Below are 12975 nucleotides of genomic sequence, written 5' to 3'. Positions count from 1 at the left end.
GGCTAACCGTCGAGGTAGGCCAGCTGGGCGCGGACCGACATCTCGGCGGCGAACCAGAGCGATCGGTCCACGTCCGCGTAGACGATCGCCACGATCTCCTCCGGCGTCTTCGCACCCCCCTCGCGTGCCCGGCGGATCTGGTCCAGCCGCTGCCGCCGGTGTGCGATGTAGCCGTCCAGCGCGCCGATCGGATCGGGCAGCACCGGGCCGTGGCCCGGCAGCAGCGCCTCGGCGCCGACCTGTTCGGTCCTCGCGCGAAGCCGGTCCAGGGACCGCAGGTAGTCGGCCAGGTCACCGTCCGGAGCGATCACGGTGGTGCCCCGGCCGAGCACGGTGTCCCCGGTCAGGATCGCCCGGTCCTCGGGCAGCCAGAAGCAGAGCGAGTCGAACGAGTGGCCCGGCGTGCCCACCACGTGAAGTTCCAGGCCACCGACCGTGAGCACGTCACCGTCGCCGAGCCCCTCCTCGCCCAGCCGGTGCGCGGGATCCAGCGCCCTGACGGGCGCGCCGACCAGGGCGGCGAACGTCCTCGCGCCACCGCTGTGGTCGTGGTGGCCGTGGGTGAGCAGGATCGTCGCGACCCTGCGCCCCTCCAGGTGGCCGGCGACCCTCGCGAGGTGCCCCTCGTCGTCCGGTCCGGGATCGACGACCAGGACGTCCTCCCCGTCGCCGATCACCCACGTGTTGGTCCCGTCCAGGGTCATCGGGGACGGGTTCGGGGCGAGAAGGCTGAAGGCGTGGGCCGTGCCCGAGCCGTCGGGCCCCTCCAGGGGGATCCGCAGCCCGCTCACGCGGCACCGAACCTGTAGTCGTCGTCGAGCACGATGTGGATCTCCCCGTTCACCTCGGCGATCTTCGGCATGAGGGTGACGATCTCCCGCTCGGCCGCGAGCACGTCGGGGACCTTCTCGTAGGCGCTCAGCTCGCCGAGCGTGCGGTGGGTCGGGGGCATCAGGAAGATCTCACCGTTCTTGGCGCGGTCGAGCGCGTCTGCGGGCCGCACCCAGGCGACCTGGTCGGCCTCACCGCCGACGTCACGGGTGCGCTGGCCGGGCGGGAGGGCCGCGACGAAGAACCGGGTGTCGAAACGCCGCTGCTCGACCTCGGGGGTGATCCAGTGGGCCCAGGGGCGCAGCAGGTCGGAACGGAGGACAAGACCGCGCCTGTCCAGGAAGTCGGCGAAGGACAGACTCCTGCCGATCAGGGCGAGCCGGTCGGCCTCCCACTCGTCGCCGGTGGTGTCGGCCACGACGGAGTCCTCGGACGGTCCGGCGAGCAGCACGCCCGACTCCTCGAACGTCTCTCGTACGGCGGCGCACACCAGCCCCCGCGCCGTCGCGCCGTCCGCGTGGAAGACCTCGCCCCACGCGGCGGGCGAGGGTCCGGCCCAGGCGACCGCCTGGTCGGTGTCGCGCGGATCCACCGAACCTCCGGGGAAGACGTAGGCCCCCGCCGCGAAGGCCATGCTGGCCTTGCGCCGCAGCAGGTAGACCTCCGCGCTCCGCGGGCCCTCTCGGAGGATGACCACGGTGGCGGCATCCCGGGCCGGGACGGGCTCCACCCGCCCGGCCAGAATGTCGCGTGCGCGCTCACCCAGCTCACCAGGAAGCGGGATACCACCCATTCAGACCCTCCACCAGAACCTCACTCGGTTTCAGGATCCATCATGTGGCACCATCCGCCCCTGGACAATCACCAACAAATCTGGCAAATGTCAGCGAACCTCGACGATCATCTCGATCTCGACGGGCGCGTCCAGCGGGAGGACCGCGACGCCCACCGCGCTGCGGGCATGGATGCCCGCGTCGCCGAACACCTCGCCGAGCAACTCGCTGGCCCCGTTGACCACCCGCGGCTGACCGGTGAAACCGGGAGCGCTGGCCACGAAGCCGACGACCTTGATGATCCTGACGACGTTCGGCAGGCCGCCGGAGACCGAGGCGACGGCCGCGAGCGCGTTGAGCGCGCAGATCCTGGCAAGGCTGTGGGCGTCCTCGGCACTCACCTCGTCGCCGACCTTGCCGGTCGTCATCAGCTTGCCGTCCACCATCGGGAGCTGGCCCGAGGTGTAGACGTAGTCGCCCGTGCGGACCGCCGGGACGTACGACGCCAGCGGCGCCGCGACCTCCGGCAGAACCAGGCCCAGCGCCGTCAACCTCTCCTGCGGGGTCACGGCTTGGGCCGCTTCAGGTAGGCGACCAGCTGCTCGGGGTTCGGCCCGGGCACGACCTGGACGAGCTCCCAGCCGTCCAGGCCCCAGTTGTCAAGAATCTGCTTGGTCGCGTGGACCAGCAGCGGCACCGTGGAGTACTCCCATTTCGTCATGTGGGACACATTAGCGAGGCGGCTGTGGCGATCGGTTCCATCCGGGCTTTCCCGTGGACCGGCCTGCGGCGGCAACTGTGAGAAGTCACATATTTACGCACGGAGCAAGGCCGTGGCGAATCGTCAAGGGCCCGTTGGGTAGCCTTCGAAATGTGAGAGCTCGCGACACCGATTGGGACGGCGTACGTCTCCACGTCGTCACCGGTAAGGGCGGCACCGGTAAAACCACGGTGGCCGCCGCACTCGCCCTCGCCCTCGCCGCGGGTGGCCGCAAGGTTCTGCTGGTGGAGGTCGAGGGCCGGCAGGGAATCGCGCAGGTCTTCGATCTGCCGCCGCTGCCGTACGAGGAGAGGAAGATCGCCGTCGCGCCCGGCGGAGGGGACGTCTACGCGCTGGCCATCGACGCCGAGGAGGCCATGCTCGACTACCTCGAGATGTTCTACGGCATGCGCAGGGCGGGCAAGGTGCTGAGCAAGATGGGCATCGTCGACTTCGCCACGACCATCGCCCCCGGCTTCCGCGACGTCCTGGTCACCGGCAAGACGAGCGAGGCCGTCCGGCGCAAGGGCAAGAACGGCAGGCGGGTCTACGACGCGGTCGTGCTCGACGCGCCGCCGACCGGCCGGATCGCCCGCTTCCTCAACGTCACCAACGAGGTCTCGGGACTGGCCAGGATGGGCCCGATCAAGAACCACGCCGACCTGGTGAACGGTGTCGTGGCCTCCCCCGAGACCGCGGTGCACTTCGTCACGCTCCTGGAGGAGATGCCCGTCCAGGAGACCCTGGACGGGCTGCAGGAGCTCCGCACGATCGGTCTCCCGCCCGGCGGGGTCTTCATCAACATGGTCAGGGAGTCGTTGCTGCCCGACTCCGTTCTGGAGGCCGCCGCCGAGGGCCGGTTCGACCCGGCGGAGCTGGTGCTCGGTCTCAAGGCGGCCGGGCTCACCGACGGCGGTTCGGCCGCGGTCTCCGCGGCCGAGGCGCTCGCGGAGGAGATCGCCGATCACGCCCACCGCGCCGAGCTCGAAAGTCGCGAGAGACTGGCGCTGGAGGAGGCGGCCCGCCCCAGCTACGAGCTGCCGCTGCTGGCCGACGGGGTGGACCTGTCCGGACTGTACGAGCTGGCGGAATCCATCCGCACCCAGGGAGCGGCATGAGCAAGCGCACCGAGCGCGGCGGGCACCGGGACGCCCCGGTTCTCGACCTCGACGCGATCATCGATGACCCCGGCACCCGGATCATCGTCTGCTGCGGGTCCGGCGGCGTCGGCAAGACCACCACCGCGGCGGCACTGGGACTGCGCGCGGCCGAGCGCGGCCGCTCCGCCGTGGTGCTCACCGTGGACCCCGCCCGGCGGCTGGCGCAGTCCATGGGGCTCACCGAGCTCGACAACACCCCCAGGCTCGTCGCGGGCGTGGAGGGCAAGGGCAAGCTGCACGCCATGATGCTCGACATGAAGCGGACCTTCGATGAGATCATCGAGGCGCACGCGGACCCCGAGCGAGCCCGCCAGATCCTGACGAACCCCTTTTACCAGTCTCTGTCGTCCAGCTTCTCCGGCACGCAGGAGTACATGGCGATGGAGAAGCTCGGGCAGCTCCGTCGTTCGGGAGACTGGGATCTGATCATCGTGGACACCCCGCCCTCCCGCTCCGCGCTGGACTTCCTGGACGCGCCCGAACGGCTGGGCCGCTTCCTCGACGGACGGCTCATCCGGGTGCTCATGGCCCCGGCCAAGGCCGGAGGGCGCAGCGCGTTCAAGCTGCTCAACGCCGGGTTCGGCGTCATCGCCGGGGCCATGACCAAGCTGCTGGGCGCGCAGGTGCTCAAGGACCTGCAGACCTTCGTGTCCGCCCTGGACGCCGTCTTCGGCGGGTTCAGGGCGCGCGCCGACCAGACCTACAAGCTCCTGCAGGCTCCCGGCACCGCGTTTGTCGTCGTGGCCTCGCCCGAACGCGACGCGATGCGCGAGGCGTCCTACTTCGTGGAGAGGCTGGCCTCCGAGCGCATGCCCCTGGCCGGACTCGTGATCAACCGGATGCACCTCTCGCCGGCGGGCGTGCTGTCGGCGGCTCGGAGCACCGCCGCGGCCGAGGATCTGGAGTCACGGGGCGAGCACGAGCTGACCGCCGCCGTACTGCGGCTGCACGCCGGCCGGATGCAGCTGGCCGCCCGTGAGCACCGCGAGCAGGAACACTTCGTCTCCGCCCATCCCACGGTGCCCGTGGCACGGGTTCCCGCCATGGCGCAGGACGTGCACGACCTGGAGGGTCTGCGCGAGGTGGGCGAGCTCCTGAGCGCACAGTAGGCGCACACGCCCATGGGCGTGTGCGCCTCGTGGCACTCATGATCGGCTCGGCACGATCCCGCCTGCCGCTGGAAATACGGCGGCGGCGGACGGCTCCGCCGGATGGACAAGCATGTCGTATTGGGCGTCACGGGCATATGCGCGGACCGGTGGCGCCCGGCCCGGCATATGCCTGTGCAGCTGACGCCTGGCCAGGCACACCTACGAATAGGAAATGCCAGGCCAGGTGTACACAATGTACGGCTGGCGCTTGGCACCAGCCGTACAGGATTTTCGCGCGAACTCAGCCAGCTATCAGCTCATTTGTTCGCTCGTACTCTTCTTTGGCCAATTCCAGCAGGTCTCGCCAGGAATCGACATCCGGTCGCCGACGCAACAGCGCCCGGCGTTCGCGCTCGGTCATCCCGCCCCACACCCCGAACTCGATGCGATTGTCCAGCGCATCGGCGAGGCACTCGGTCCGGACCGGGCACCCTCGGCAGATCAGCTTTGCTCGGTTCTGGGCAGCACCCTGAACGAACAATGCGTCAGGATCCGCACCCTTGCAGGCCGCACGGGAGGTCCAATCCGTGATCCACATTCGACCCCACTCCCCTTAGGTGGTCAGTCGTGACTTTGGGGCCGACGGGCGCGGGCGTCGAGCCTTCGGTATTCAATTGCCGCAGAAAGAGAACGTACGCAATCAGACGTTCGGGCCGACAGACCCCGGCGGGACCAAATTCTCACATGGTCATCCACGGCCATCTGGCCGGGAATGACTAGTCACCTGTCCAAGCGATCGAGACACGGACAGACCAAAATGGTGTTCCGTTCATGTTTGGGACATCTGTCCGACGCACGCATGGACTCGATGGCGTTCCGTTACCGTATGAGACATCCGTCCGACGTACCCTTGACTCGTGCAAGCTCATGGCAAAAATCTGGGGTCGGCGGTCCTCAATGTGCTTCGGCTGCTCGCCGCAGCCGCCGTCGCGGGTGTGCTCGTCGCCGCCGTGTCACTTCCGGCGGTAGGCGGGGCCGGGCTGACCGTGAACGCCGCCACGGACGAGTTGCACCTACAGCCCGAGGAGCTGAAGGAACCCCCGCTCCCGGAGAAGACCGTCCTGCTCGACGCGAACGGCAAGCAGTTCGCCCAGTTCTACTTCGAGAACCGTGAGTCGGTGACCCTCGACCAGGTCTCCGAACTCATGAAGACCGCGATCGTCGCGATCGAGGACGACCGGTTCTACCAGCACGGGGCCATCGACCTCGAAGGCACCTTCCGCGCGTTCGCGAAGAACTCCGCGGGCGGCGGTGACGTCCAGGGTGGTTCCTCCATCACCCAGCAGTACGTCAAGCTCGTGCGGCTCAACAGCGCCGAGACCAAGGAGGCGAAGGCGGCCGCGATCGCGCCGACGGTCTCCCGCAAGCTCAACGAGCTGCGCTACGCGCTGGCCATCGAGGAGAAGTACACCAAACCGGAGATCCTTGAGCGCTATCTCAACATCTCCTACTTCGGTGCGGGCGCCTACGGGATCCAGGCCGCGTCCAAGCGTTTCTTCGGCAAGCCGGCCTCCAAGCTGAACCTGTGGGAGGCGGCCACCCTCGCGGGAGCCGTGCAGAACCCGAGCCGGACCGACCCGAACGCCGGCAAGGAGAGCCGCCAGCGGCTGCTGGACCGGCGCAACATCGTCCTGGACCGGATGGCCACGCTCGGCAAGATCACGCCGCAGGAGGCGCAGGAGGCCAAGGCGAAGAAGCTCGGGTTCAAGGACACCCCGGTCCCGGGTGACTGCGACTCGAGCCCGTACCCGTACTTCTGCCTCTACGTCAAATACGAGATGCTCAACAACGAGGACTTCGGCAAGACCCCGGCGCTGCGCAAGAGGCAGCTGCAGCGCGGCGGCCTGACGATCAAGACGACGCTCGACCCGAAGGCGCAGGCGGCCTCCGAGAAGGCCATCAAGCAGTACGTGAAGACCAGCGACAAGCCGGTCGCCTCGCAGGCGATGGTCGTTCCCGGCACCGGCGCCATCAAGGGGATGGCCGCCAGCCGGAAGTACGGGCAGAACAAGAAGAAGAACGAGATCAGCTACAACCTCCCCGCCGACGGGATCCACGGCGGCGGAAGGGGTTTCCAGGCCGGATCGACGTTCAAGATGTTCACCCTGGTCACCGCCCTGGGCGAGGGGCTCAAGATCGACGACGGTTTCGGCACCGGCTCGGCCTACAACGCCCCGAGCTACGGCGCCTTCCGCGACTGCAAGGGCAACTCGGTCGGAGACCCGAAACACGACATCCACAACTCCAGCGAGGGCGGCGGCGGCTTCAAGACCCTGACGACCGGCACCCTCGGCTCGGTGAACACCTTCTTCATGCGCCTGGAGCAGGAGGTCGGCCTCTGCGACGTGGTCAAGACGGCCAAGAGCCTGGGCATCAAGCGGGCCGACGGCGACAAGCTCCAGGAGGTCGAGACCTTCACCCTCGGGGTCAACGAGATGGACCCGGTGACGGTCGCCGCCGCCTACGCGACGCTCGGCGCCCGCGGCGCCTACTGCAAGCCGATGGCCATCACCGAGATCCGCGACCGCGACAACAAGGCCACGGCCTACAAGCCGCAGTGCAAGCAGGTCCTGGACGAGAAGGTCGCCGACGCGGCCACCCACATCATGTCCGGGGTGTTCACCAAGGGCACGATGGCCGAGTACGGCGGCATCGGCCGCCCGGCCGCGGGCAAGACCGGCACCACCGACGCCTACACCGCCGCCTGGTTCGCCGGCTTCACCCCCGACCTCGCCTCCGCGGTCAGCCTCGGCGACCCGCGCGGCGCCTTCAAGCACGACCTGACGGGCGTGACCATCGGCGGCCAGTACTACAGCTACGTGTACGGCGCCACGATCTCCGGCCAGATCTGGAACGCCTCCATGTCCCGCGCTCTGAAGGGCGTCGATCCGACCGCCTTCACCCCGGTGGACATGGAGCGCTTCGGCGGTTGCTCGGGCGGCAGGTGCGCGCCCAAGCCGCCCCCGAAGGCCAAGGGCGACCCGGGTGACCGGGGCGGCGATCATGGTGGCGACGACGGCGGCGACGGCCCGCCCCCGCCCCCGGACCCCAACGGCGGCGCTCCCATCGTCATCCCGTAGTGACACCGGAGCCCTCCCGGCGACCCCCGTGTTCCAGGGTCGTCGGGAGGGCTCCGGTCACACGGGGCGGCCTGCCGTACCGAGCGGGGCCCTCAGGGGCCGTACGGCGGCGCGCGGTTGCCCTCGATCATCGGCGGCCCGGAAGCCCGTCGCCGAGGTTCCAGGGAGCTCTCAGGCCGACAGACGGGCCCGTACGGCCTGCGCCACCCGGCCACCCTCGGCGCGTCCGGCGACCTTCGGGTTCAGGACCTTCATGACCTGACCCATCGCCTGCGGCCCGGCGGCGCCGCTCTCGGCGACGGCCTCGTCCACGAGCCTGCCGAGCTCCTCGTCGGAGAGCTGGGCGGGGAGGTATTCCTCCAGCACGGCCTGCTCGTCCACCTCGGCCTGCGCCTGCTCCGTACGGCCGGCGCCACTGAACGCCTCGGCCGCCTCCCGGCGCTTCTTGGCCTCCTTGGCCAGCACCTTGACGACCTCGTCGTCGGAGAGCTCGCGCGCCGTCTTGCCCGAGACCTCCTCGACCCCCACGGCCGCCAGGGCCATGCGAATCGTCCGGGTGCGGATCTCGTCCCTGCTCTTCATGGAAGCCGTGAGGTCGGCTCTCAGCTTGTCTTTCAATGCGCTCATGCGATCCATCTTGCCGTCTCACCAGCCTCCCTGTATCCCAAGTTTTCTTCCGAAGGCTTCATGTCGGGCATGATGAGAGGGTGAGGAAAGCAGCCGCGGTGCCCCTGTCCCTGCTCGGTGTCGGCCTGGCCGGCCTCGCCTACGCCTCGGTCATCGAGCGCAACGCGTTCCGCCTGAGGCGCTTCGACGTGCCCGTCCTGGAGCCCGGCCAGCGCCCGGTGCGCATCCTGCACCTCACCGACCTGCACCTCACCCCCGGCAGGCGGATGCTGATCAACTGGGTCCGCTCGCTGGGCGCCCTCAATCCCGACCTGGTGGTCAACACCGGCGACTCCATCGCGCACCCCGACGCGGTCGGCCCCCTCCTGTACGCCCTCGAACCCCTGCTGTCGCGCCCGGGCCTGTTCGTCTACGGCTCCAACGACCTGTACGCGCCGAGGCCCAAGAACCCCACGCGCTACCTCTGGCGCACCTCCAAGGGCGATCACAGGCAGACGATCCCCTCGCTCCCCTGGGAGGAGCTGGGCTCCGGCATGGCCGTCGAGGGCTGGCTGGACATGAACAACACCACGGCCCGCATCAAGATCGGCGATCTCGACGTGGCCGTGGGCGGCATCCACGACTCCCACATCAACCGCGACCGCTACGACCTGATCGCCGGGCCCGCCCCCGCGGAGGCCGATCTGCGCCTGGGCGTGATGCACTCCCCCGAGCCCCGCAACATGACCCGCTTCGCCGCCGACGGCTACCAGCTGCTGCTCGCCGGCCACACCCACGGCGGGCAGCTCTGCATCCCCTTCTACGGCGCCCTGGTCACCAACTGCGGCATCGACCGAGCCCGGGTCAAAGGTCTGAGCCGCCACGACTCCGCCTACCTCCACGTCTCCGCCGGCCTCGGCACCAGCCCTTATGCTCCGGCCCGCTTCGCCTGCTACCCCGAGGCCACCCTCCTGACGCTGGTGCCCCGACGCCGAGGCGACGCAAGCACCCCCGAAGTCCGCTAGACTTTCCCAAGCACGAGCAAGACCGAAAGACCGGGGTGTGGCGCAGCTTGGTAGCGCGCTTCGTTCGGGACGAAGAGGCCGCAGGTTCAAATCCTGTCACCCCGACGTTGATTTTCCCGAGGTAGTGGGCCGTTCCTGAGAAATCAGGAGCGGCCTTCTGCGTTCACGGGGTGACCGGCTACGCGCCAAGGCCGCCGGCACCCTCAGGGCAGGGAAAAGTCGGCTGCTCGAACTCGTGGGGGGGTCGGGTCGCCTCGGCCGAAAACACGGTGCGATGCGATCAGGGCTGAAGTAGCGTCGGCGCACATGACCCCTCTTCGCAATCGCCCTCCCTTCGTGGCCGACGAGCGAACTCAGCTTGTCGGCTGGCTCGACATGCAGCGCGCGATCATTCACTGGAAATGCGAAGGGTTGTCCGATGCGGACGCGCACCGATCCGTCCTTCCGGACTCCCCCCTTATGACGATGGCGGGTGTCGTCTCGCACATGCGCTGGGTCGAGCACTGCTGGTTCGAGGTCCTCTTCCTGGGCCGACCGGCCATTGGGCCTCAGTTCGAGGACGGACCCGAGGATGCCGACATGATGGTCGAGGGCATCTCGCTCACACAGCTCCTCGAGGAGTACGACAGGCAGTGCGCGGTGTCGAACGAGATCGTCGCGGCCCATTCGCTGGACGATGTCGGCCGGCACCCGGACTTCCGCGCCGCCGCCGCGAACCTGCGGTGGATGTTGATCCACATGGTTGAGGAGACCGCCCGGCACGCCGGTCACATGGATGCCGTCCGGGAGCTCCTCGACGGCAAAAAGGGCTACTACTGACCGCCGGCCGCGAACGCCGATCACGTGCCGCGGATGCGTCCCCGTGGGCTACCCGAAACCGGAGAGGCTCGCCCGCGTTGAGGTTGGGGCCGGGTGACCGCGTGTGGCACCGCCGGCACAGGCAGGCTCACGAACCTCGGAGCCGATGACCCTCTCTGCGGCCGGAGGTGAGGGTAGCCGTAGAGTGCCGCCCTGTGAACAGTGATCTATCGTCCGAGCGGTTGCACTCCGCGGCCGGATACGCCGAGGCGGCGGAGGCCCTCGTCGAGCAGTACGAGAGCGTGGCGTTCGCGGAGGTTCACCGAGAGGCGCTCCACCTGTTTCCCACGCGGCAGAGTTGGGTTCTGGACATCGGAGCGGGCAGTGGCCGCGATGCGGCTGCCCTGGCTTCTCGGGGCCACCGGGTCGTCGCCGCCGAACCCACCGCCGAACTCCGTACGCTGGGTGAGCGGATCCACGCCGACCAGGACATCGAGTGGGTCGACGACGCGCTGCCCGAGCTGGCGGGGCTCCGCGAGCGGGGGCGTCGCTTCGACCTCATCCTGTTGACCGCGGTCTGGATGCACCTGGACGAGCAACAGCGATCGTCGGCGATGGCCGGCCTGGTCAGCCTGCTCAACGACGGTGGGCGAGTGATCCTCTCCCTTCGTCACGGCCCCGTCCCGATCGGCCGACGCATGTTCCCCGTCTCCGCGGAGGAGACGATCGATCTGGCCCGCGGATGCGGGCTGGAGGTGATCCTCCTCTCGGAGCGCGATGATCCGCATGGGCGCCAAGGCGTGACATGGACCTCCCTGGGACTGCAGGCGGGGACCATCCGCGATCGCTAGGTTGAACCGGTCATCAGCGCGTCGCGCCGTGCTCTGACCGGTGGCGCTCACCGGGATGGTGCGTTCGGTCGTACAGCCGGTTGTGAAGGCGAGGCGTCCCGCGGAGATCGACGTGTCCGTGATCAGGTCGGTGACGAGTGACAGCGTCTGCCGGTCAGCTTGGAAGGCACAAACTGCAATCGACTCCAAATTTGGAGTAGACTCCACATATGTCTGAAGGGCTGCGCGAGCGCAAGAAGCGACAGACCCGGCAACGCATCTCCGATGTGGCCATCGGCCTGTTCGTCGCGCACGGCTTCGACAACGTCACGATCGCCGAGGTCGCCGCGGCTGCCGAGGTGTCGGTCAACACCGTCTACAACTACTTCCAGGCCAAGGAGGACCTCGTCCTGCCGCCGGAGGAGGCCTCACCGCAGCGGCTGGCCGACATCGTGCGCGAGCGCCGGCCCGGACAGTCCGCGGCCGATGCGGTCCTGGCGCGGCTGCGGCAGGAGGTGCGCGGGCGTGAGCGCAGGCTCGGGCTGAGCGAGGGGTTCGGCCGCGTGCTGGAGATGATGCGGGCCGCGCCCACGCTGACCGCGCGGCTGGAACAACTCGCCCACCAGATGACCGCCGAGCTGGCCGACCAGCTGGCCCAGGAGACAGGCGCCACGCCCGGCGACCCGCTGCCGCGGGCTGTCGCCTGGCAGCTTGGCAGCCTGCACAGCATGGTCCTGTCGGAGATCGGCGGACGGACCACAGCCGGCCGGCGGCCAGACGTCATCGCCGCGGAAGTGCTGGAGCTGATCGACGCCGTGGAGGAACTCATGGGGAAGCGCCTCCTCGGCTATGCCGTACGAGAGGAATGAGCAGTTGTTCAGGGTAACGATCAGAGGGAAGTTCACCGGGCTCGACGACGCCGGGCGGGCCGCCGTCCTGGCCGCGGGCGGCACCGCCTATACCGAGGCCGGGACCTTCACCCATGATCAGAGCGTGACGGCCTTCACCTTCCGCTGCCAGGTGCCGGCAGGCCCGGACGACGGCCAGGACGAGGCGGCGCTTGGCGCGATGGTCGCGCTGGAGACGCACGGGCACCCGCATGAGATCTTGCACCTCGCGGTGACCGACATGCGCGACATCAAGATTCGTCCCAGGGGACGCCGGATGTGACCCGCGAGCCAGGGCGGGACGTGGATTCCGTCCCACCGCAAGTCCGAAAACGCTGCTGCTTATCAGCGACATCGCCTGTTCCTGCAAACGATCGCTGTCACAGCCGACCGACAAACACTGTCGCTGCTCGGCCTACAGAACCACGCCCGGTCCCCGCGGGACGAATGTGGTCTCAGCGCGGGTGATAGTTGAGCGTCCCGAGGGGCCAGTCCCTGGACAGCCAGGCTGCCACGGCCTCATACAGAGGCGCGTCCAGCTCGGCTCGGTCGGCCCGGACCCAGGAGGCCACGTCGGTGTCGTGATCGTCGCTGCGGGAGGGATAGATGTAGACGCATCCGATTACCTCGTCGCTGGCCGGCTCGATGACGGTGTAGGTGAATCCGCGGCGCTGAGCGAAGTCGTCCGCGTGACGCTGCAGGTCGGCGAGGTTCGCCTCCAGGGTCATCCCGGCCGCGGGAGGCCATCCTCGGTCCTGGAAGCCCGGGGTCGCAAGGATGTGTTCGATGCTGCCGGTCCAGGCGGCGTGGTCGGCGACGTTGTGCTGCGGCCCCAGGGGTTCCAGGCGGAACCGTGGGGTGGCCAGGTCCGGAGGAATGACGAAGTCGTCGGGGACGAGGGCGGGGTCGTTCATGAGGCCGAGGCTATGGGGCCGAGCTCACGGGTCGCATCTGGATCGATCACGCCACGCGCGGCTCACCTGTGACCGGTTCTTCCATACTCACCGTCGCTGTGACGAATCACCCCGGCGTCGGGACAGCGCTGGTGGATCGTCATCACCAGGGTGTCGGTGA

At 68.7% G+C, this 12975-nt stretch carries 15 protein-coding genes and 1 tRNA gene; 9 read left to right on the top strand and 7 right to left on the bottom strand.

The window, feature by feature from the left end:
• Positions 1 to 2 precede the first annotated feature (2 nt).
• The 4 genes from DKM19_RS00170 to DKM19_RS50465 form a co-directional block, all read right to left on the bottom strand.
• On the bottom strand, positions 3 to 791 hold the full coding sequence (locus DKM19_RS00170) for an MBL fold metallo-hydrolase (protein ID WP_239514009.1): 789 nt from the start codon (positions 789 to 791) through the stop codon (positions 3 to 5).
• Positions 788 to 1624, bottom strand: a complete 837-nt coding sequence (locus DKM19_RS00165) for an NUDIX domain-containing protein (protein ID WP_110693945.1) — start codon at positions 1622 to 1624, stop codon at positions 788 to 790. The genes DKM19_RS00170 and DKM19_RS00165 overlap by 4 nt, the downstream gene beginning before the upstream one ends.
• Before the next feature lie 90 nt (positions 1625 to 1714).
• Positions 1715 to 2173, bottom strand: coding sequence for a RidA family protein (locus DKM19_RS00160; RefSeq protein WP_110693944.1), 459 nt, complete (start codon positions 2171 to 2173; stop codon positions 1715 to 1717).
• Positions 2170 to 2325 (bottom strand): hypothetical protein, encoded by a 156-nt coding sequence (locus DKM19_RS50465; protein WP_089209016.1) that lies wholly within the window; start codon positions 2323 to 2325, stop codon positions 2170 to 2172. Before DKM19_RS50465 ends, DKM19_RS00160 begins: the two co-directional genes overlap by 4 nt.
• Positions 2326 to 2477: 152 nt before the next feature.
• Between DKM19_RS50465 and DKM19_RS00155 the strand changes: the two genes are divergently transcribed.
• Both DKM19_RS00155 and DKM19_RS00150 read left to right on the top strand, forming a co-directional pair.
• Positions 2478 to 3482: an ArsA-related P-loop ATPase gene (locus DKM19_RS00155; RefSeq protein ID WP_110693943.1), complete on the top strand. Its 1005-nt coding sequence runs from the start codon at positions 2478 to 2480 to the stop codon at positions 3480 to 3482.
• The gene (locus DKM19_RS00150) at positions 3479 to 4633 is read left to right on the top strand and encodes an ArsA family ATPase (RefSeq protein WP_110693942.1); all 1155 of its coding nucleotides are present in this window, start codon (positions 3479 to 3481) and stop codon (positions 4631 to 4633) included. The genes DKM19_RS00155 and DKM19_RS00150 overlap by 4 nt, the downstream gene beginning before the upstream one ends.
• Positions 4634 to 4916: 283 nt before the next feature.
• Here DKM19_RS00150 and DKM19_RS00145 read toward each other — a convergent pair whose 3' ends face one another.
• Entirely contained in the window at positions 4917 to 5213 is a 297-nt protein-coding gene (locus DKM19_RS00145; protein ID WP_012887233.1) for a WhiB family transcriptional regulator, read from the bottom strand.
• A gap of 361 nt (positions 5214 to 5574) precedes the next feature.
• Between DKM19_RS00145 and DKM19_RS00140 the strand changes: the two genes are divergently transcribed.
• On the top strand, positions 5575 to 7755 hold the full coding sequence (locus DKM19_RS00140; RefSeq protein WP_239514008.1) for a transglycosylase domain-containing protein: 2181 nt from the start codon (positions 5575 to 5577) through the stop codon (positions 7753 to 7755).
• A gap of 171 nt (positions 7756 to 7926) precedes the next feature.
• On the opposite strand, the gene DKM19_RS00135 is transcribed toward DKM19_RS00140, so the two are convergent.
• On the bottom strand, positions 7927 to 8382 hold the full coding sequence (locus DKM19_RS00135) for a GatB/YqeY domain-containing protein (RefSeq protein ID WP_110705387.1): 456 nt from the start codon (positions 8380 to 8382) through the stop codon (positions 7927 to 7929).
• 80 nt (positions 8383 to 8462) lie between these two features.
• On the opposite strand from DKM19_RS00135, the gene DKM19_RS00130 reads away from it, so the two are divergent.
• From DKM19_RS00130 to DKM19_RS00105, 6 genes are all read left to right on the top strand, one after another.
• Positions 8463 to 9386, top strand: a complete 924-nt coding sequence (locus DKM19_RS00130; RefSeq protein WP_110693940.1) for a metallophosphoesterase — start codon at positions 8463 to 8465, stop codon at positions 9384 to 9386.
• A 31-nt stretch (positions 9387 to 9417) separates the two neighbouring features.
• Positions 9418 to 9491, top strand: a tRNA-Pro gene (locus DKM19_RS00125).
• A gap of 231 nt (positions 9492 to 9722) precedes the next feature.
• A complete protein-coding gene (locus tag DKM19_RS00120) occupies positions 9723 to 10205 on the top strand; it encodes a DinB family protein (protein WP_369987710.1) in 483 nt (160 codons plus the stop codon).
• 194 nt (positions 10206 to 10399) lie between these two features.
• Complete coding sequence (locus DKM19_RS00115; protein ID WP_204358596.1) at positions 10400 to 11035, top strand: bifunctional 2-polyprenyl-6-hydroxyphenol methylase/3-demethylubiquinol 3-O-methyltransferase UbiG; 636 nt, start codon at positions 10400 to 10402, stop codon at positions 11033 to 11035.
• Between the two features lie 209 nt (positions 11036 to 11244).
• Positions 11245 to 11883 (top strand): TetR/AcrR family transcriptional regulator, encoded by a 639-nt coding sequence (locus DKM19_RS00110; protein ID WP_110693937.1) that lies wholly within the window; start codon positions 11245 to 11247, stop codon positions 11881 to 11883.
• 4 nt (positions 11884 to 11887) lie between these two features.
• Positions 11888 to 12184, top strand: coding sequence for a DUF6204 family protein (locus tag DKM19_RS00105; protein ID WP_110705386.1), 297 nt, complete (start codon positions 11888 to 11890; stop codon positions 12182 to 12184).
• A gap of 172 nt (positions 12185 to 12356) precedes the next feature.
• Here DKM19_RS00105 and DKM19_RS00100 read toward each other — a convergent pair whose 3' ends face one another.
• Positions 12357 to 12815, bottom strand: a complete 459-nt coding sequence (locus DKM19_RS00100; protein ID WP_110693936.1) for a GNAT family N-acetyltransferase — start codon at positions 12813 to 12815, stop codon at positions 12357 to 12359.
• Positions 12816 to 12975 lie beyond the last annotated feature (160 nt).

It is taken from the genome of Streptosporangium sp. 'caverna' (assembly GCF_003203775.1).
GTDB classification, from domain to species: Bacteria; Actinomycetota; Actinomycetes; order Streptosporangiales; family Streptosporangiaceae; genus Streptosporangium; species Streptosporangium subroseum.
This window is presented reverse-complemented; position numbering and strand designations above follow the sequence as displayed.